This is a genomic window from Nitrospirota bacterium (assembly GCA_016214845.1).
Classification (GTDB): Bacteria; Nitrospirota; Thermodesulfovibrionia; order UBA6902; family UBA6902; genus SURF-23.
Genome location: JACRMS010000001.1, coordinates 1 through 19,599 on the forward strand (window position 1 = coordinate 1; position 19,599 = coordinate 19,599).

Here is a 19,599-nt window from a genome sequence, read left to right on the forward strand (position 1 = left end):
AAGTCCAGCCTGCCGTCACAGTTGTTGTCTTTGCCGTCGCATATCTTCGGCGCTCCGGGATAGACTTTGTTGTCGTTGTCGTTACAGTCTGTTAACTTTCCCTTCGGACATGAAATGTCTCCGGGGCTGCCGTAACCGTCTGAGTCATTGTCTGTACATGCCGCGTGAACCGGAACAAATGACAGGGCAAGCACAAGTACAGAAAACAGGATGATAAAAATTGATCGATACTTAAACATAATCCCTCCTCTTTTTTAAGTCTTTAATTGGTTTTATTCCAACGTGTTTGATTTGTACGCTGGTACTTTAGTTAATTTAAAGTACCGCAGGGAAGGGATTCAATAGAAATGTTACTTACTGATTCGGTGTATTTTGTGAATAAAAATTCACAGATTGAGGGGGAATTGACTTAGAAAACAAGGTTGAATGCCGGATCATTTTGAGAGGTAATTCTCTAAAATCTTCATGCACTCCAGGGTCTTTTCACCTTCTTTTGTAAGAAAATATGACTTCTCTTTGTCCTGCTCAATGATCCCGGACTCTTTAAGATTCTTAAGATGAAAAACTACTTTTGTGTGGTCTTCTATGTCCAGCGCCTTTGTTATTTCCATAAGGTGCAGGCCTCTGTTCTGGTGGAGCAGTTTGATAACTTTTCTCCTTATGGAATTGGTCAAAGAGCTTAGGGTAAAATCCATGTCCAATTTTTTAATGCCTTCTTCAAATCTGGACTCTTCCAGCGCGCGCCTTATTATTGCGTGCAGGTCTTCTATCTTGAAGGGCTTGGATATGTAGTCGCTTGCGCCTTTTTTTATCGCCTTAACTGCGTTATCAACTGTGGCAAAGGCGGTAATCATAATTACCTTCGTCCCCGGACTGCGCTTCCTGATTTCTGCAAGCGCATCCATGCCGCTCATCTTCGGCATCATAAGGTCCAGAAGCATAACATCAAATTTATTTGCTGTAACTTTCTCAATGGCCTCTATCCCTGTGGACGCTTCGTCTGTATGGTATCCCTTCTTGCTCAGTATCTCGGAGAGATTGGCCCTTAGTTCGCTATCGTCATCAACTATAAGGATGTTTTTCATATTCAAAATTTTCCCGCATTTTTCCCGTTTGCCGCAGGGAGTCTGACAGTAACTGTCGTCCCCAGTCCTTCCCTGCTCTCTATGTCTATCTCGCCATTGTGCTGGTTAATGATGCCGTAGCATAGCGATAAACCAAGCCCTGTGCCGCTTCCGACTTCCTTTGTAGAAAAAAAAGGGTCAAATACCTTTAACAGGTTTTCCTGAGAGATCCCTGTGCCGGTGTCGGCTATCTTTATTTTGACCCAGCTGTCGGAATGCGAGCATTCTATGTTGATATGGCCGCTCTCAGGAATAGCTTGAATGGAATTGGTCAAAATGTTTATAAAAACCTGCGTTAATTGTACCGCATCTCCCATCACATTTGATACATTCAAAAGCGTCTTGTGTACAATCACATTCCTTAATTTATTCTTAAGCAATGAAAGCGCTTCATCAATGACGGTGTGTATGTTAACGGGCTTTTGTACAGGCTCAGTTATACGGGAAAACTGCAGCAGGTCTTTTGTAATGGCGGCTACCCTGTCTGTATTTTTTTCTATGGAGTCAACCCTTCTTCTAATCTCATGGTTGTCCATGCCTTCTAATTCATCTCTCAACATTTGCACATTTAATGATATGCTCGTAAGCGGATTGTTTATCTCATGCGCGGTGCCGGCGGCAAGCCGTCCGAGGGGCGCTAATTTTTCATAACGCGCAAGCCGCCTTACCTGCTGTTCCAGACTTCTCCTGGTTTCTGTATCGAATATATTCAATGCCCTCACGACGAAATAAGTAATAAGGACAGCACACAGTCCGCGCAGGCCCTCTACCGGAACCTGAAAATAAGGCACTGCTATGCGGGAGGGGAACAGCCCTGCAAAAATACCGTAAAGTAAAAATATGACGCCGGCATAGAAAAGCTTTCGTGAAACAGGAATGCCTAAGCCTTCTTCCCTTAATGAATACATTATTAATCCGTAGGCTGTCAGGAGCCCTCCAACAAAACCAAAGGTCTTTCTCGTCAAGATCTCTAATTGTTCAAATAATTGATGACCTATGCTGAATCCTGTATTCAACAGATAGATACACCAGAAGAGAAATAGAATAGCAGGAATTCCCTTTAACCATTTCTTAATGCTGTTATGGGTTAGTGATATAAGTGATAAGCCGAACAGCAACAGGAACAAGAATGACAGTACAGCAACAAATACCGCTACCATTTTTACCCAGAAGACCTCGTGCATCAATACATATCGTCCTTTTAAAAGCAGGTAGAGTTCAAGCCATTCGTGTGTTCCATGTGTGAACCCGAACCACGCCAGCAATTGAAGATGGTTTGCAAGTTTCAGGTCACTTGTCTTTATCTTTAATACAATGAACAGACCTAACAACAAAAAGGAAAGACCATAAAAGAAATACAGGTGGCCAATTGGAGGGATGTCAGAAAACACGGCAAAATCAATCATTCCTAAACCTCAAGGCTGCCATGGAAGGGAGCTGCTGCCTTCCCATTTCTTTTTTTAATGGAAAAAAAACCACCTTAAAGATTTGAGCAAAAAAGATACCAAACGAAAGATATTGTAAAATCAAAGTATTGAGCAGACACGATGCTGATGGATTGCCATCCTGGCATGTCATTACGGCATGAAGCTCAATCTCAGAGGCTTCGGAGGGCGAAGGGCGAAAATTATTTTATCAGTGACATCTTATTATGCGATCTGCGCCCAGTACAGTATTTATCTCTGTAATAATTACTTTTGTTACTTTGGAACGATCGGCGCGTAAAAAGATTCCAGCTGATAAGCCCTGTCAAAATACTCCTTGGCCACGTCCATCTTTTTCATCTTGTAATAAGCGTAGCCGATGAAGTAGTAGGTCTTCGGGTCGGGTTTTTTCTCGGCCTCATCTTTCATAATGCTGATGGCCTCGTCCATTTTGCCCTGGAAATAAAGAGAGTAGGCCTTTTCCATCGGCGTCTTCTGCGCCCAGGCCAGAGAGAAGGACAAGGTGAAAGCAATAATTAATAATGTTACGATAATTTTTTTCATAAGCACCTCCCCGTAAATGTTAGCATATTTCCCGTGTATTTTAAAAAGTATTTGAAACCATTTCTGTGATTGTAATCGCTATTACAGTTGCGAGTAACCAGTAGCAACTGACGAGTTGGAATTTTCATCTATCTCGTCACTCGTTACCCGTCACCTATCACTATTCAATTGCAGCTCAATCCGCCTCATGCTCAGGCTCTTCAGGCGCGCCGAATTCCATTTTCTTTTTTCTGACGGCTTCCCTTTGGGACTTTGATGAGTATGCCCTGGGGACAGTCCCCTCTTTGAAAAATTCCACCATTTTTTCCGTATCACTTGTAGCGAGAAGTCCGGTCAGCGGATCAATCACCGCGGTAACAATGCCTTTGGGTAAAGGAAAGGTTTTGTTCGCGGGCACGTCTTTCATAAAGTCCATCCATATTGGCAGCGCGGCTTTTGCCCCTGTCTCCCTTGCCCCAAGCGGCCGCATGTTATCAAAGCCAACCCACACTCCCGCGGCCAATTCAGGGGTATATCCTACAAACCACGCATCCTTGAAGTCGTTAGTTGTCCCCGTCTTTCCCGCTATCGGCATCTGCAATTCCCGCGCGCGCTTGGCGGTCCCGTATTTCACCACATCCTCAAGCATCGATGTGGCAAGAAACGCGGTCTGAGCGCTGATGACTCCTGTGCCTTTGGGCTGATTATTTTCAAGGACATTTCCATCAGCATCCAGTAAGTATTTAATTGCGATCGGATTTATTTTCATTCCGTCATTGGCAAATACGCAAAAGGCGGAAGTGAGTTCAAGCGGTGTGACACTCAGGCTGCCGAGGGCGAGAGACAGGTTGTAAGGAAGCGGACCGGGAATGCCGAGTGCGCCTGCGAATTTAATAACGTCCTTGACGCCGACTTTTTCAAGCAGTTTTATCGTGACAATGTTCCTTGAATACGCGAGCGCCTCTCTCAATCTTGTGGGCCCGTGGAACTTCCTGTCATAGTTTTCAGGCCTCCATTCGCCGAACTGTTCAGTCGAGTAACTTACAGGCTCATCCACTATCGTGCTTGCCGGAGTGTAGCCGCTGTCCATGGCCGCCGCGTAAATTACAGGCTTGAACGCGGAGCCCGCCTGCCTCTTCGCAAATACAGCCCGGTTGAATTCACTCTTTCCGAAATCATATCCGCCGACGATGGCCTTGATATAACCGGTGGAAGGCTCTACGGCAACAATTGCCCCCTGCACAACAGGCTCCTGCTCAAGCTGAAAAACAGGCTCATTGCTTATCATCTCTTTTACCTTGACCCTGATGACATCGCCTGACCTCAGAATGTCAGGGAGCTTGAAATATCTGAAATCCTTGATCACCTTGCCGCTTGAATCAAGTAATCTTTTTGCCCATGTGGTGTCAGGCAGGAATATCCTGCCGGTAAAGCCCCTTGCTTTGACAATCGCCTGCGAGTCGGAAACTGTAATCACAGTCGCAGTCATGATGTCGCCCTGCCGCATGACAACTTTCCCGAACGGTTTTTCTTCCTTTAACTCATTCTCCAGGATAATGTCTTTGTGTCCGATCGCCCCTCTGTAGCCCTGCCTTTTGTCCAGCTCCCGCAGGCCGTTTTGCATTGCCCTGACAGCGGCAGCCTGCATTCTTTTATTCAACGTCGTATACACCTTGAGCCCGCCTTTATACACCTTTTCAACGCCGTATTCGTCTTCAAGATATTTTCTGATATATTCGAGGAAATAATTTTGCGTATACAGTTCATACCTCATACTTGAAAGATGAAGGGGCTGCCTGTATGCCTTTTCCGCTTCATCTTTGGTTATGTACTTTTCCTCCTCCATTCTTCTCAGAACGATATGCTGCCTTTCCTTTGCCTTGTCAAGATCGCTGTATGGCGAAAATTTGCTCGGCGCCTTGACGAGCCCGCCGATAAGCGCGGCCTCCGCGAGGTTTAAATCAGAAACAGACTTGCCGAAATAAGTCCTCGCCGCCATCTCGACACCGTAAGCGCCGTGTCCGAAATAAACCTTATTAAGATAAAGTTCGAGGATCTCTTCTTTTGTCAAGTTCTTTTCGATCCTGAATGCCAGGGTCGCCTCTTTTAATTTTCTGACCACGGTTTTTTCGGGGGAAAGGAAGATCACCTTCGCAAGCTGCTGGGTGATAGTGCTTGCGCCTTCCTTTATCCTGCCTGCGATAATATCTTTTAATATCGCCCTTATGATCGCGATGTAGTCGATGCCTTTATGCTGCCAGAACCTTGAATCCTCAACAGCCACAACAGCGCGTATTAAATTTTCAGGGATCTTGCTGATGGGCACGAATATGCCTTTTTCAACCTTGAACTCGCCGACGAGGCTATCGTCATCCGCGTAGACCTTTGTCCCGTTTGCAGGGACATAGCCTTTGATCTCATTTATTTGCGGGATGTCCTTTATCAGCGCAAGATAGCCCCCTACGGCTGAGCCTGCTATTAAGACGAGTACAAAGATGAGAGTGTTAAATAAAAATTTTTTCATATCGATGATTATAGTAACGATTTATTTGAACTGTCAATTAAAGATTCCGCGCAGCTTGCTGCGGGAATCTTAATGCAATGAATTATTATTTTCTTCATTCGCTCGCTTGACCCTGCAGCAAGTTTGCAGGAATACGCTCGCTACCCATTTATGGTAGTGCGTTGTTGACACAAGCTTCTCAATGATGTTAAATTTTTTGATTAAATCAGCCCTCTCCGTTTTAATACAAAAAGAGGTATAATTAATCTTGTCGCTCAAAAACATATGACCACTGATTATAAAGATACATTAAATCTTCCCAATACTGCATTTCCCATGAAGGCGAATTTGGCCCAGAAAGAGGTGGAGCTGCTTGCCGTCTGGGAGAAAAGCGGGACTTACCACAAGATGCAGCAGAAAGACCGGGCCAAAAGCTACATCCTGCATGACGGCCCTCCGTACGCAAACGGCAATATTCATCTGGGACACGCCCTCAATAAGATCCTTAAGGACATGATCGTGAAATATAAGGCAATGAAAGGGCACTACGCGCCTTACGTACCGGGCTGGGACTGTCACGGCCTTCCCATTGAGCATCAGGTGGATAAAAACCTCGGGGCCAAGAAAGAGAACACGACCATAACGGAAAAGAGAAAACTTTGCAGGGAATATGCCGCGAAGTTTTTAGACATTCAACGGGAGGAGTTTAAACGCCTCGGCGTATTCGGCGACTGGCAGGACCCGTACATTACAATGTCTTTTCTCTATGAAGCGACTATAGTCAGAGAGCTTAACAGGTTTGTTCAAAATGGCTCTGTTTATAAAGGGAAGAAACCCGTTCACTGGTGTCCGACTTGCGTGACTGCGCTTGCCGAGGCAGAGGTGGAATATGCTGACAAGGAATCTCCTTCAGTCTATGTGAAGTTTAGAGTGAAAGATCCAAGAGGTAAGTTCTCGCCGGATGCCGTGAAAGGTACGTACTTTGTAATATGGACGACAACCCCGTGGACGCTCCCTGCAAATATGGCTTTGGCGCTGCACCCAAAATTTATTTACCGTCTTGTCCAGACACCTGAAGGGGAACTGATACTCGCTCAGGACCTGATTCAAATCTGCATGGAGAAATTTGGATATAAAGAAGGCGATTATAAAATCACAGACGGAGGATGGGCCGGCTCAGAGCTCGAAGGCATTGTTTGCAGACATCCGTGGATTGAAAGAGATGTGCCTGCAATTTTAGGCGAACATGTGACCCTGGACCAGGGCACCGGAATAGTCCACACAGCTCCGGGTCATGGTGAAGAGGATTATGAAATAGGATTGAAATACGGATTGGATGTGTATGCGCCGGTTGATAAAAAGGGTTGCTTCACTGATGAGGTTGAAGGTTTTACCGGTCAATTTGTTTTTAAAGCCAACCAGGAAGTTATTAATAAGCTCAAAGAAGAACATGCGCTTCTCGGTGTACCTGAGAATATAAAACATTCCTATCCTCACTGCTGGAGATGCAAAAGGCCAGTGATCTTCAGGGCCACGGAGCAGTGGTTCATTTCTATGGAGAAAAATGATCTGAGACATCGCGCCCTTGATGAAATTAAAAAAACTAAATGGGTCCCGACATGGGGTATGGACAGGATCAACGGGATGGTAGAGAACCGGCCTGACTGGTGTATCTCAAGGCAAAGGTCATGGGGCGTGCCCATAGCATTGTTCCAGTGCAAAAAATGCAAGCAATTCATAAACGACAAAGCGGTTATGGAAAGGATTGAGCAGGAATTTGCACAGCATGGGGCGGACATCTGGTTTGAAAAGACCGAGGCGGAGCTGCTTCCCGCTAACTACAAATGCGCAAAGTGCGGCTCACAGGAGTTTATAAAAGAGATGGATATCCTTGATGTGTGGTTTGATTCAGGCGTAAGCCACGCGGCGGTCATGGAGGCTGATGAGCGGCTCACGAGTCCTGCTGACCTTTATCTTGAAGGCAGTGATCAACACAGGGGTTGGTTTCAGAGTTCGCTCCTCACTTCTGTCGGCACTCGCGGCAGGGCGCCGTATAAGGCAGTCCTCACCCACGGCTTTGTTGTGGACGGGCAAGGGAAAAAGATGTCCAAGTCCCTCGGCAATGTTATTTCGCCTCAGGAAATTACAAAGAAACACGGCTCTGAAATATTGCGGCTCTGGACTTCATCTGCCGATTACAGGGAGGACATGAGGATCTCAAATGAGATCATGTCCCGTCTTGTCGAGGCATATAGAAAAATCAGGAACACCTGCCGGTTTCTTCTTGGGAATATAAATGACTTTGATCCGGCGATGGCGGAATTAAGTAAGATACAAAAAGATGACTTACTTGAGATAGACAGATACGCCCTGAGCATTCTTCAGGGACTGATCAGGAAAGTAAGTACTGCCTACGAGACCTTTGCGTTTCATGAGGTCTACCATGCCATATATAAGTTCTGCGTAATTGACATGAGCTCATTCTATCTTGACATCCTCAAAGACAGGCTGTATACATTTAAGGCTGGCTCAAAGGAGAGAAGGTCGGCGCAGATAGTTTTATATAACATATTGATATCATTAACAAAAATGGTAGCTCCAGTCCTGTCTTTTACTGCTGAAGAGATCTGGCAGCATATCCCCGGTAAGAAGGAAGAGAGTGTGTTTCTTTCTACCTTTCCGGAGGTGAAAGAAGAATTTATTGACACGGAACTGGAGCAAACCTGGGAGAGGCTTGCAAAGGTTCGTGATGAAGTCAATAAGGCATTAGAAATTAAACGCCAGGAGAAAGTTATCGGCAACGCCCTTGAAGCAAAGGTTACATTATTCGTAAATGAAGAAATGTCTCAACTCCTTGAAAAATACAATGAATTTCTACCGACACTTTTTATAGTCTCTGCTGTAGAAGCCTTGAAAGATTCAAAGGCGGCTGAAACTGCATATCAAAGTTCAGAAGTTGAAGGGCTTTCCGTCTTTGTAGAAAAGGCAGAGGGAAATAAGTGCCAGCGGTGCTGGAACTGGGACGTCAATGTCGGAAAATATGAGACCCATCCCGAGCTGTGCAAAAAATGTTATGAAGTGATTGCATCGTGAGGAAAGTCATGCTCATAGCTATAATTGCTTCTCTTGTTGTGATTACCGATTACATAACTAAAAAGGCTATCGTCGCCAAACTTACACTCTTTGACAAGATTGATGTGCTGCCATTCTTAAGGATAGTTCATGTGGAAAATAAAGGGGCCGCCTTTGGGCTTTTCGCTAATCTCGGCAATAATATATTTATGGCAATTTCAGTTATCGCAATTATCGCGATCCTGGTATATGTATCCAAATTTGCTAAAGGAAGCGAGGTGTTTTCTTTTTCCCTGATTCTCGGCGGCGCAGTCGGGAACTTGTTAGATAGAATTACCACTGGGAAGGTAGTTGATTTTATTGATGTTTATATTAATAAATGGCACTGGCCGGCATTCAACGTGGCAGACTCCGCGTTAACAGTTGGGATCATGTTGTTTATCTGGTCGAGTTTAAAATCCGGGAAACCTAAAGAAATCTGAGAGATATGCCGTTAATCACTTTAAAAAATATAACGACACAAATGAGAGGTAAAACCAATGAATAAAACATGCGGTCATAATACAACCTCACAGGATACGGAAAAGAAATCAAAAATTAAAAACTTCTTTGAAAAGCAGGCGACCAAGCTGAGACAACGCAAATTTACATGTCCGATCTGCAAAGAAGTCTTTCACGGACTCTCCAAGCTGAGCGCCCATCTCAAGAAACACTGCACGTGATAGTCTGTTGAAGGTCAGTCGTCGGCTGACCCAAGCGGCAGATAAGCCTTTGGATTTAAGGAAAGATCTACTGTTTTCGCGTTTATAAGATGATGGTATCCTGCGGCAGCTATCATTGCCGCATTGTCAGTGCATAAGTGCAGCGAAGGAAAATAAACCTCAAAATCTTTTTCAAGAGCTTCCCGCTTGATATTTTCTCGTAAGGCGCTGTTTGCGGCTACTCCTCCAGAGAGAATGATTGTTTTAATACCGGTTGCTCTCGTCACGTCAATTATTCTGTTTGTCAAACTTCCCACAACAGCGGATTGAAAGCTTGCGGCAATATCCTCTTTGCTTGCCTCAGGGTTTTTTCTGACATAGTTTAATACCGCAGTTTTTAATCCGCTAAAACTAAAGTCGAAACTATCTTTAAGAAGCGCCTTTGGGAAGGCCACAGCTTGGGGATTCCCTTTTGACGCAAGCGCATCAATGATCGGGCCACCGGGGTATCCAAATCCAAGGAGCTTCGCCACCTTATCATATGCTTCTCCCGCGGCATCATCCCTTGTCCTGCCCAATTCAATATATTGTCCAAAGCCGTCCACCTTGTATATGCTTGTATGCCCGCCTGATACTACAAGGGCGAGAAAGGGAAACTCGGGCTTAGTCTCAAGAAATACTGAAAATATATGCCCCTCCAGATGATTTACGGCAACCAGCGGGACAGTGTGGACAAATGAAAGTGATTTCGCAAAGCAAACCCCGACAAGGAGCGAGCCGATCAACCCGGGCCCATGACTTACTGCAATCGCAGAGATATCACGTATCCCAACCCCGGCTTGCTTTATTGCCTCATCAACAACGGGGCAGATCATCTCCAGGTGTCTTCTTGATGCAAGCTCCGGGACTATGCCGCCATACTTTTTGTGGATTTCATTCTGGCTTGAGACGATATTTGAAATGATACTGCTTCCATCCATAACAATAGAGGCGGCGGTGTCGTCACAGGATGTATCTATTCCCAAAATCAGCATCTTCAAATATCATTGTTCCACGTGGAACATATTTTCTTTCTGCTATATGATGTCTTCAAAAAAGATTTTTAATACGAAATGAAAGTCTATTCCAGAATTTCTATAATCGACAAACAGTTTATTACATCTCTGCTTTAGGGGCTATAGTGTTCAAGCCTTTAACTCTATGCCCTCAGCTTTTCAAAGGTGTCGCATAGAAATTCTTCCACAGCCTTCCATTTCAGCAACCATTGGGCGCAGAGTTCATAATGGATAAACCTGCTGATTAATATATTCAGAGGCAGCCCGAAAGCCGTTTTTTCTAAGAATGCGAAAGATGTTTTCTGAAGCAAGAGATTTAAGAAGTTTCTCCCTTTTTTTATTGTCCAGTAGTTTCTTTATCGCCCTGTTACGGGTTGATTCGACAAACTTTAAATAAAGTGCAAATTCTTTATCGTAAAGTTTTTCCATTTCTTTTCTAATGGCCTTTGAGATTGCTGGACTCGCGCCTTCAGTTGAGATAGCAATAGTCAAAGGCCCGCGCCTTACGATTGAAGGTGCGATAAAATTTCCCTCTGAGGGCAGATCAATTACATTTACGAGATGTCCCGCCTCACGCGCTATCTGGGTATTTACCTCAGTGGAAGAGGTGCACGCGATTACGACAAAGGCGTCTTTAGTGTCTCCAGTTTTATAGGCCCTTATAATATGTTTAATCTTCCCTTTATCTTTAAGTATCCGTAAGTTGCGTGTAATTTCAGGGCTTATTATTTTAACCAAAGCTCCTGCCTTGAGAAGTATGCGCACCTTTCTTTCCGCAACACGGCCTCCTCCAACTACAACTGTTTTTTTATTTTTCAGATTCAAAAAGACGGGATAATATTTCACTTTTTTTCTTTAAACGAAGTGATGAGTTCTCTCGCATCATTGGCACGTTTTATTGTGGGGAATTTTACAATTAGAGAAGTCAGGGCATTTATCGCCTTGTCACGCTGTCCCAGATTTTCATAAGAAAGACCGAGATAATAAAGCGTTTCAGATTCTTTCATTGAGTCAGGGTAGTTTTCAAGCAGGCCGGTAAAGCGCTGCACTGCCGCATTGTAAGAGCCTTTTTTATAATAGAAATTTCCAATGGAGAATTCATATTCAGCAAGCACTCGCCGGCACACGGTTATCCTGTCGTCGACAATATCCATGTATGGGTTTCTGGGATAATCCCGTCTAAGCTTTTCAAATTCCTTTAAAGCCCGTTGAGCATAAGAGTAACTGATGTCAACGGTTGTTATCCTTTTAAAAAAGCTCAGTGCCAGATTATATTGAGCGTAAGGCGCATACTTGCTATATGGATATGTATTCAGGAATGTTTCGTATTCAACCGCTGCTTCATCATAGGAGGCGTCCTCAAAATATGTGTCAGCGATGCGAAGCTTGGCCAACGTTGAATATTGCTGAGAGGCATCCTTTAATTTAATTTTTTCAAGAAGCTCCCTTGCTTCCGCATAGGAGCCGGCAGATATAAGGTCATTTGCCTTTTTCAAAGATCCTTCAGGGTCAAAAGGCGGTTCCTGGACCTGGGCGGCCGAGCATCCAAGCACAATCAGGAGGATAAGCAGAAAAAAGATTTGCCGGACATATTTAGTTTTTTTGTATTTCATAACTTCCCTTATTACAAAGTAAATAATTTTATCTTAACGCAAGTATTTTTATCAAACTGTATCGCGCAATAAAAATAATAACTTTATAACTAATTGTTCAGTTTACTATCTGTCATGAATTTATTACAATTAACTTATTATGAAAACAATAAAGACGGAAGAATATATTATCGAAGAAGAGCCGTACTATCTGCCTTCAGGCAGGGAGATAGAGATATTTGAGGCAGCTTACAAGAATCAGATACCGGTCATCTTGAAGGGACCAACCGGATGCGGCAAGACCAGATTTATGCAGCATATGGCCTGGAGATTGAAGAGACCTCTTATTACTGTTTCTTGTCATGATGATCTCACTGCCTCCGACCTTGTTGGCAGATATCTTGTGCGCGGAGGGGAGACGGTATGGGTTGACGGGCCTCTTACAAAGGCCGTGAAGGTCGGCGGCTTCTGCTATCTCGATGAAATTGTCGAGGCGAGGAAGGACACCACAGTCGTAATCCATCCCTTGGCGGATGACAGGAGGATCCTCCCCATAGAGAAGCTGGGCGAGACACTACAGGCGCCTCCGCAATTCCTCTTCAGCATATCCTACAATCCGGGATACCAGAGCATCCTCAAAGACCTCAAGCAGTCTACACGTCAGCGGTTTCTTGCAATTGAGTTCAGCTATCCTGACAAGAAGCTTGAAAAGCAGATCATAATGCACGAATCCGGTATTGATGAAACCACTGCGGAAAGACTGGTGAGTTTCGCCGAAAAAACTCGTAATCTGAAAGACAGGGGGCTGATCGAGGGGGCAAGCACAAGGCTTTTAATTCACGCTGCAAAATTGATCTCTTCCGGCATTGAAACGACAGAGGCCTGCAAGACCGCAATTGCCGAGCCCCTTACCGATGACCATGAAATGCTGTCGGCCCTTTCCGAACTAATAAGCTCCATATTTTAATGCATGAGATTGAAGAGAAATATATTGAGCAATTAAAAGAAGAGATCATAAAAAATCTACGCCTGGATTTTTTTGATGATGAAGAGATAAAAGCGATCTTAATGGACCTGACGTCCTTTGACAAAAAGATAAGACAAAAAGCTGTTGCCCTCTGCCAGACCCTTTCCCATAAAAGCTCATCCCTGGTCCCGACTACAATTAAACGCGTTAAAAACGCCTCCCGATTCCTTGTGCCAAGAGAGATGGAAAAATGGATAAACCACGCCTATGATTTGTTAGACCATCAGGGAGTTGATCCTTTTTTAGGTTTTATTTCAAGGATGGATGCTGAGACCCTTTGGAATTTTCTGATGCCAAAAGGGCTTTCACTTCAGGAAGTTGCGCCGTTTCTTGAAACTTATCTGAGGGGCATATCGGGGCTTGAACTGAAGGTCATGCCAAACAAAGAATCTTATACCAACACATCAACGATATATCTTCCTCCCTTTTTAGACAAATATGAAGAGCACGATAAAAATCTTCTGATTTATAAATTCATGGCAGCCCACAAATGGGCACAAATAGTACAGGGCACACTGACCCCTGACGCAGCCACACTAAAAGCCTTTCTGAAAGATGATGTTACAGCCCATCCCGACATAGAAACCTTCTTCGGACTTTTTCCTGAAAAGGAACTCGCGATCGATCTTTACAACCTTATTGAAGCCTTCAGGCTTGAATCATTTCTTAAAAAAGAGCTCCCCGGACTTATGAGAGAAATGCGTAACATTAAGAAAGATTTCATTAAATTCAGGGCCCCTCTTTCAAGCCTTTCAGAAAAAGCAGCGTTTGTTGAACTGCTTTATCAGTCTTATCTGAGGGGAGAAACTGAAACCTCTTTTTTAAACAAAGAGATCGGAGAAATTTTAAATCTGAAAGAAGAGACCGGTAATTATGAAAGCATGACAGCCCTTTTTAAACTTTATGACATGGCAATTAAATTTGCAGGCACTTACCAGCCGCGAAGTTATCTGCTTCTTCTTGGTGCAATAAGGCCGGAAGAAATCTCCGTTCATTTGAAAGAGGAGAGACGGGCGCACAAAAAGAGGCTTGAGGGCTTCGTCACAAAAATCATAAACATGCCCTCATTTGATCCTCAGAAGATGTCCGCGCATAAGAGCCTCTTTCGGGACAGGATGGCTGACCCTGCGAAAGAATACCTGCTTATCAAAGGCAGGATAATCGATCTTGACACCGAGACAAAAGACTTTATCGCTGAGAGGGGCGGGATACCGGGCGGCGTAATGGTCAAGGGGGCAGACATTGGCGGGGCGGGAAGTCCTATCACCCTGACCGAACTAATGGAAGAAGAGGAAATATTTCAGGAGGCTACGGGCGGGATAAAATATGATGAATGGGATTATAACAGGGGAGGCTACAAGAAAAAGTGGTGTACCCTTTATGAACATAATATCCATCCGGTGCACGACTCATTTGTGGAGCTGACCCTCAGGCGTTACAGCGGACAAGTCAGCGTGCTGAGGAAGAAGTTTGAACTTTTAAACAGAGAACCCAAGATAATCAGAAGACAGAAGGACGGAGACGATATAGATATTGATGCAGTTGTCGATGCGTTTTCAGACATACACGCGGGCCTTTCACCGGCTGAAAATTACTTCACAAAATACGACAGGCAGCAAAGGAACCTCGCAGTATTGTTTCTTATCGATATGAGCGGTTCCACAAAGGGCTGGGTAAATGAGGCTGAAAGAGAATCCCTTATACTAATGGCTGAGGCGCTTGAAGCGCTTGGTGACCGGTATGCTGTTTATGGTTTTTCCGGCATGACAAGAAATAAGTGCGATTATTATTGTGTAAAGAGTTTTGACGAACAGTACTCAGACATTGTAAAGCGGCGCATCAGCGGCATAGTCCCAAAAGACTACACCCGCATGGGGCCGCCTATCAGGCACTCAATATCTCTTCTTAAATCTGTTGATGCAAGGACAAAGCTGCTTATCACTCTCAGCGACGGGAAGCCGGAAGATTATGATGCGTACAAAGGCAACTACGGCATTGAAGATACCAGAAAGGCGCTCATAGAGGCAAAGGAATACGGGATCCATTCCTTCTGCATAACCATTGACAGAGAGGCAAGCTCGTACCTGAAACGCATGTACGGTGAGGTAAATTATACAGTGATAGATGATGTCAGGAAGCTCCCGCACAGGATCACGGAGATTTACCGGCGGCTTGCAACCTGATTTATCAGCTCGGATTATGACTATGAAAGAAGAGGGCCGGGATTATTTTCACAATGAGTTCAATCTGCGCGAGGGACTGATATACCTTAATCATGCCGCTGTATCCCCGTGGCCTGTACGCACGGCAAAGGCTGTGCAGCAGTTTGCGGAAGAGAACATGGTCCAGGGTTCTTTGAATTATCTTAAATGGATCGAGGTTGACAACGGACTGCGCGCACAGGCGAGGGAACTTTTAAACGCCCGTTCAAAAGACAGCATTGCCCTTGTCAAAAATACCTCTGAGGCCCTGTCTTTTGTGGCATACGGGCTGGACTGGAAGGGGGGTGATAACATTGTCAGCGCCGATCAGGAATTTCCATCCAACCGCATTGTCTGGGAGTCGCTCCGTCAAAGAGGTGTTGAATTCCGCGAAGCTGACATCAGTAAAACAGAGAGTCCCGAGGATGCTCTTTTCTCAATAGTCGATAATCGAACACGTCTGATTACAATCAGCTCCGTACAGTTTTCAACAGGCCTCAGGATGGATATTGCACGCATCGGCGAGTTTTGCAAAAGCAAAGGCATCTTATTTTGTGTTGATGCGATCCAAGGTCTCGGAGCCTTGCGGTTTGAAGTTGAAAATATTGGCGCGGACTTTGTTATGGCAGATGGGCACAAGTGGATGCTCGGCCCTGAAGGGCTTGGACTTTTTTACTGCCGTCCTGAAGCAATGGACCGTTTGAATCTTACTCAATACGGCTGGCACATGGTTGAGGCCGCAGGGGATTTTGACCGCAGGGGTTGGAGCATCGCAAAGACAGCCCGCCGCTTTGAATGCGGAAGCCCCAACACCGTTGGCATTCACGCACTCAGCGCGAGCCTTTCACTTTTGTTGGAAACAGGAATGGAGCAGGTGGAAAGAGATGTGCTGAAAAGAAGCGAATATCTTTTTGACAAGATTACGTCAAACCCTGAACTCGAATTGCTCACCTCAACAGCTTCAGGCCGCTATGCCGGCATCGTCACTTTCAGAAGACGCAATGTTGATCCGGCAGCGCTTTACCGTCATTTGAGTCAGAACAATATAGTATGCGCCTTGCGCGGAGGAGGTATTCGCCTGTCGCCTCACTTCTACACCCCGTATGATCATCTCGACCGCGCGATAGATCTTGCCAATGATATTTCATAAAACATAACCGGGTCTCTATGCGTCCTAAACATAAACAAATTTTTTCCGGCGGCATCCTGGCGACAATCGGATATTTGCTGTCGCCGCTCTCGTGGTGGAATGATTTGTATTTGAATATCCCGCTCGCATACGTCTGTGCCTGGCTGGCAAGCTTATTATATAAGCCTGCATTTCTTCCCGTATTTATTGTCTCTTACTGGATAACAAACATAACCGGCTTTGTACTGATGCATAAGGGAATAGAAAAAATTGCGGGAAAAGAAGTCAAAAAATCATTTTCAAAAAAAGTCCTTTTAAAGGATCTCGCGCTTTCATTGGCGTATACTGTCTTGATAATCATCCTGATTAAATTACATATAATCAGACCCATCGAGCAGTACTTCACCAGCCCTGCTTTGTAACCATTCCAAACCCCTCTCAATACCTGTTACAATATTCGGATGTCCAGACACGAACTCATAATTGAAGGGGCCAGGCAGAATAACCTGCAGAATATAAGCCTCCGCCTGCCGCACAATACCTTCATCACAATAACAGGCGTTTCCGGCTCAGGCAAGTCTTCTCTTGCGTTTGATACGATCTTTGCCGAAGGCCAGTGGAGGTTTATAGAATCCCTTTCAACCTATGCCCGGCTATTTCTTGAGAAGCTCGACCGTCCGGACGTTGATTCTATACGTAATATCAGGCCGGCGATCGCGCTTGAGCAGCGCAATACCGTAAAGACCTCACGCTCCACTGTCGGCACAACTACGGAGATATATGATTACCTCCGCCTGCTCTATGCAAAAATAGCTGAGCCTCACTGCCCGAAATGCGGCAGGAAATTAAAGTCGTGGAACCCCTCCCTTGTGGCAAAGGAACTTATCGAAAAATATCCTGATAGAAAGGCGATGATCATCTTTGACTCGGATGATACCGCGGAAGAATTACAGAAGAAGGGTTTTCACCGTCTTCGTGAAAAGGCCCCGTCCGGTCATGAAGTAATTCTTGACAGACTTGTTATAAAAGACGAACCGCGTTTGTCAGATTCAATTGAGACCGCGTGGGAGCACGGAAATAAAAGTGTGAAGGTTGAGCTTGTCAGCGATAGGGAAGAAAAGAACGAAATCCTTCATTTTATTTCCGAGCTGAAATGTCTTGACTGTAATATTGAGATCATGAAGCCTCAGCCCCTGCTATTTTCCTTCAACCATCCGCTTGGCGCGTGTCCGAAGTGCAAAGGCTTCGGCAACATACTTGAATACTCCGAGGACTGCCTCATTCCAGACAAAGACCTCACACTTGAGAAGGGGGCCATCGAACCCTGGAGCAAGCCTTCAAACAGATGGTGGTACAGGCAGTTTGCAAAGGCCGCCAAGGCGCGCGGCATAAATCTCAAGGTCCCTTACAAGGAGCTTTCCGATGAGGTGAAGGCGCTGATATTCAGCGGAGCAAGTGACTTTCACGGGATGAACGATTTCTTTGAATATCTTGAGAGCAGGCGGTACAAACTTCATGTCCGAGTTTTTTTAAGCAGGTACCGGAAGGCGGTCACCTGCGATCATTGCCTTGGCAGCAGGCTCCGTCCGGAGGCGCTCGCATTCACTGTCGGTGGATTGAATATAGCCCGGATGACAAACATGCCCATCGCGCAAATGAACAATTATTTTTCAACCCTCGGCCTCACTGAATATGAGCGAGAGATTTCATCTGAGATACTCAGACAGATTGATCTCAAGCTGAGTTTTTTAATGCGCGTCGGGATCGGTTATCTCACGTTAAACAGGGAAGCGAAGACCCTCTCAGGCGGCGAGTCGCAGAGGATAAATCTTGCAAATCAATTAGCGTCAAAATTGACCGGCACCCTCTACGTCCTTGATGAGCCAACCGTCGGCCTTCATCCAAGGGACGTTGGCAGGATTGCGGAAATTCTGAAAGAGCTTGCCGCTGCGGGAAATACTGTCATCACAGTGGAGCATGACAAGGCAATTATTAATTCTTCAGACTGGATCGTTGAGATCGGGCCCGGCGGAGGAAACAGGGGAGGCAAGGTGCTCTTTTCAGGACCAAGAGAAGATTTTCTCAAGACAGATACTCTCACCGCAAATTATCTGAAAAACATAGAACGGATCCCTGTTCCAAAGATCCGAAAAAAAGGCAGCGGCAAAAAACTCTTGATCAAGGGAGCAAGCGGAAACAATCTGAAGCACATAGACATCAATATCCCTCTTCAAACCCTGACCTGTGTAACAGGCGTATCAGGCTCAGGCAAGAGCACCATTGTTGAGGACACGATTTACAAGGCGCTTGCGAGGCATTTCAAGATCGAGTTTGAAACCCCTGACCCTTTTGAATCCGTCAAAGGACTTGAGTATCTGAAAGGGGTCAAGATCATTGATCAGCACCCGATCGGCAAAAGCCCGCGCTCAAATCCTATCACATACATAAAGGCGTTTGACCACATAAGAAAGGTTTTTTCAGAACAGCATGAAGCGAAAATGATCGGGCTTACCCCCGGGCACTTTTCATTCAATACAGAAGGAGGGCGCTGCGAGGCTTGCAGCGGCGCGGGTTATCAAAAGCTTGAGATGTATTTTTTCGAGGACCTGTTTGTAAAATGCGAAGAGTGCGGCGGCAGGCGATACAAACCTGAAGTTCTCACTGTAAACTATAACGGGAAAAATATTCATGAAGTCTTAGCCCTTACTGTTGACGAGGCAATTGAGTTTTTCAAATCCATTCCTTCCCTTGCGGACAAATTAAAACTCATGTCCTCAGTCGGACTCGGCTATCTGAGGCTGGGACAACCTGCAACAACACTTTCGGGCGGAGAGGCCCAGCGGCTGAAGATCTGCGCGGAATTAGGCGTCCTCAACAGGAAAGACTATCTCTACATACTTGACGAACCCACAGTCGGCCTTCATTCCGATGACATAAAAAAACTCCTGAAGGTCCTCAATCACCTTGTGGACGCAGGCAACACCGTGCTTCTGGTCGAGCACAATTTAGATGTAATAAAATGCGCCGACTGGGTCATTGACGTAGGACCCGAAGGCGGTGACGAGGGCGGCTACGTTGTAGCTGAGGGGACGCCTGAGAAAATCATAATGAACACAACATCCCATACCGGACTGTTCCTGAAAGAATATTTGTAAGCCTGAAAACCTGTTCCAGAATTTCTATAATCGACAACAAAACAGTAGCTGGTAGTTAGTAGACAGTAGATAT

General features: G+C 45.2%; 15 protein-coding genes. 7 read left to right on the plus strand and 8 right to left on the minus strand.

Annotated elements, in window-relative coordinates; genetic code table 11:
• The 5 genes from HZB61_00005 to HZB61_00025 form a co-directional block, all read right to left on the minus strand.
• A partial coding sequence (locus tag HZB61_00005; GenBank protein MBI5054986.1) for a putative metal-binding motif-containing protein occupies positions 1-239 on the minus strand: 239 nt, incomplete at its 3' end.
• Positions 240-434: 195 nt separating this feature from the next.
• A complete protein-coding gene (locus tag HZB61_00010) occupies positions 435-1,085 on the minus strand; it encodes a response regulator (GenBank protein MBI5054987.1) in 651 nt (216 codons plus the stop codon).
• A gap of 2 nt (positions 1,086-1,087) precedes the next feature.
• On the minus strand, positions 1,088-2,530 hold the full coding sequence (locus HZB61_00015; GenBank protein MBI5054988.1) for a GHKL domain-containing protein: 1,443 nt from the start codon (positions 2,528-2,530) through the stop codon (positions 1,088-1,090).
• Positions 2,531-2,824: 294 nt separating this feature from the next.
• Positions 2,825-3,112 carry a tetratricopeptide repeat protein gene (locus tag HZB61_00020; protein MBI5054989.1) on the minus strand — a complete coding sequence of 96 codons (288 nt, stop codon included), beginning with the start codon at positions 3,110-3,112 and terminating at the stop codon, positions 2,825-2,827.
• Between the two features lie 175 nt (positions 3,113-3,287).
• Complete coding sequence (locus HZB61_00025; protein MBI5054990.1) at positions 3,288-5,615, minus strand: PBP1A family penicillin-binding protein; 2,328 nt, start codon at positions 5,613-5,615, stop codon at positions 3,288-3,290.
• A 264-nt stretch (positions 5,616-5,879) separates the two neighbouring features.
• On the opposite strand from HZB61_00025, the gene ileS reads away from it, so the two are divergent.
• Together ileS and lspA are read left to right on the plus strand one after the other, a co-directional pair.
• Positions 5,880-8,687 carry an isoleucine--tRNA ligase gene (ileS, locus tag HZB61_00030; protein ID MBI5054991.1) on the plus strand — a complete coding sequence of 936 codons (2,808 nt, stop codon included), beginning with the start codon at positions 5,880-5,882 and terminating at the stop codon, positions 8,685-8,687.
• Positions 8,688-8,695: 8 nt separating this feature from the next.
• A complete protein-coding gene (gene lspA / locus HZB61_00035) occupies positions 8,696-9,148 on the plus strand; it encodes a signal peptidase II (GenBank protein ID MBI5054992.1) in 453 nt (150 codons plus the stop codon).
• A 254-nt stretch (positions 9,149-9,402) separates the two neighbouring features.
• On the opposite strand, the gene tsaD is transcribed toward lspA, so the two are convergent.
• The 3 genes from tsaD to bamD all read right to left on the minus strand — a co-directional run bounded on the left by tsaD (position 9,403) and on the right by bamD (position 12,035).
• Entirely contained in the window at positions 9,403-10,401 is a 999-nt protein-coding gene (tsaD, locus tag HZB61_00040) for a tRNA (adenosine(37)-N6)-threonylcarbamoyltransferase complex transferase subunit TsaD (GenBank protein ID MBI5054993.1), read from the minus strand.
• 243 nt (positions 10,402-10,644) lie between these two features.
• Positions 10,645-11,268, minus strand: coding sequence for a bifunctional precorrin-2 dehydrogenase/sirohydrochlorin ferrochelatase (locus tag HZB61_00045; protein ID MBI5054994.1), 624 nt, complete (start codon positions 11,266-11,268; stop codon positions 10,645-10,647).
• On the minus strand, positions 11,265-12,035 hold the full coding sequence (bamD, locus tag HZB61_00050) for an outer membrane protein assembly factor BamD (protein ID MBI5054995.1): 771 nt from the start codon (positions 12,033-12,035) through the stop codon (positions 11,265-11,267). The genes HZB61_00045 and bamD overlap by 4 nt, the downstream gene beginning before the upstream one ends.
• Positions 12,036-12,174: 139 nt before the next feature.
• Between bamD and HZB61_00055 the strand changes: the two genes are divergently transcribed.
• The 5 genes from HZB61_00055 to uvrA are packed head-to-tail and all read left to right on the plus strand — an operon-like array spanning position 12,175 to position 19,526.
• On the plus strand, positions 12,175-12,981 hold the full coding sequence (locus HZB61_00055) for a CbbQ/NirQ/NorQ/GpvN family protein (protein ID MBI5054996.1): 807 nt from the start codon (positions 12,175-12,177) through the stop codon (positions 12,979-12,981).
• Positions 12,981-15,224, plus strand: coding sequence for a hypothetical protein (locus tag HZB61_00060; GenBank protein ID MBI5054997.1), 2,244 nt, complete (start codon positions 12,981-12,983; stop codon positions 15,222-15,224). Before HZB61_00055 ends, HZB61_00060 begins: the two co-directional genes overlap by 1 nt.
• A 22-nt stretch (positions 15,225-15,246) precedes the next feature.
• Positions 15,247-16,392 (plus strand): aminotransferase class V-fold PLP-dependent enzyme, encoded by a 1,146-nt coding sequence (locus HZB61_00065; GenBank protein MBI5054998.1) that lies wholly within the window; start codon positions 15,247-15,249, stop codon positions 16,390-16,392.
• A gap of 17 nt (positions 16,393-16,409) precedes the next feature.
• Positions 16,410-16,793 (plus strand): hypothetical protein, encoded by a 384-nt coding sequence (locus HZB61_00070; protein ID MBI5054999.1) that lies wholly within the window; start codon positions 16,410-16,412, stop codon positions 16,791-16,793.
• Positions 16,794-16,832: 39 nt separating this feature from the next.
• Positions 16,833-19,526 carry an excinuclease ABC subunit UvrA gene (gene uvrA / locus HZB61_00075; GenBank protein ID MBI5055000.1) on the plus strand — a complete coding sequence of 898 codons (2,694 nt, stop codon included), beginning with the start codon at positions 16,833-16,835 and terminating at the stop codon, positions 19,524-19,526.
• The last annotated feature ends 73 nt before the right edge of the window (positions 19,527-19,599 follow it).

Bases quoted from the DNA above. Each gene is read 5' to 3' on its own strand.
- HZB61_00010 (MBI5054987.1), bottom strand. From the start codon at position 1,085: ATGAAAAACATCCTTATAGTTGATGACGATAGCGAACTAAGGGCCAAT.
- HZB61_00015 (MBI5054988.1), bottom strand. From the start codon at position 2,530: ATGATTGATTTTGCCGTGTTTTCTGACATCCCTCCAATTGGCCACCTG.
- HZB61_00020 (MBI5054989.1), bottom strand. From the start codon at position 3,112: ATGAAAAAAATTATCGTAACATTATTAATTATTGCTTTCACCTTGTCC.
- HZB61_00025 (MBI5054990.1), bottom strand. From the start codon at position 5,615: ATGAAAAAATTTTTATTTAACACTCTCATCTTTGTACTCGTCTTAATA.
- ileS (MBI5054991.1), top strand. From the start codon at position 5,880: ATGACCACTGATTATAAAGATACATTAAATCTTCCCAATACTGCATTT.
- lspA (MBI5054992.1), top strand. From the start codon at position 8,696: ATGCTCATAGCTATAATTGCTTCTCTTGTTGTGATTACCGATTACATA.
- tsaD (MBI5054993.1), bottom strand. From the start codon at position 10,401: ATGCTGATTTTGGGAATAGATACATCCTGTGACGACACCGCCGCCTCT.
- bamD (MBI5054995.1), bottom strand. From the start codon at position 12,035: ATGAAATACAAAAAAACTAAATATGTCCGGCAAATCTTTTTTCTGCTT.
- HZB61_00055 (MBI5054996.1), top strand. From the start codon at position 12,175: ATGAAAACAATAAAGACGGAAGAATATATTATCGAAGAAGAGCCGTAC.
- HZB61_00060 (MBI5054997.1), top strand. From the start codon at position 12,981: ATGCATGAGATTGAAGAGAAATATATTGAGCAATTAAAAGAAGAGATC.
- HZB61_00065 (MBI5054998.1), top strand. From the start codon at position 15,247: ATGAAAGAAGAGGGCCGGGATTATTTTCACAATGAGTTCAATCTGCGC.
- HZB61_00070 (MBI5054999.1), top strand. From the start codon at position 16,410: ATGCGTCCTAAACATAAACAAATTTTTTCCGGCGGCATCCTGGCGACA.
- uvrA (MBI5055000.1), top strand. From the start codon at position 16,833: ATGTCCAGACACGAACTCATAATTGAAGGGGCCAGGCAGAATAACCTG.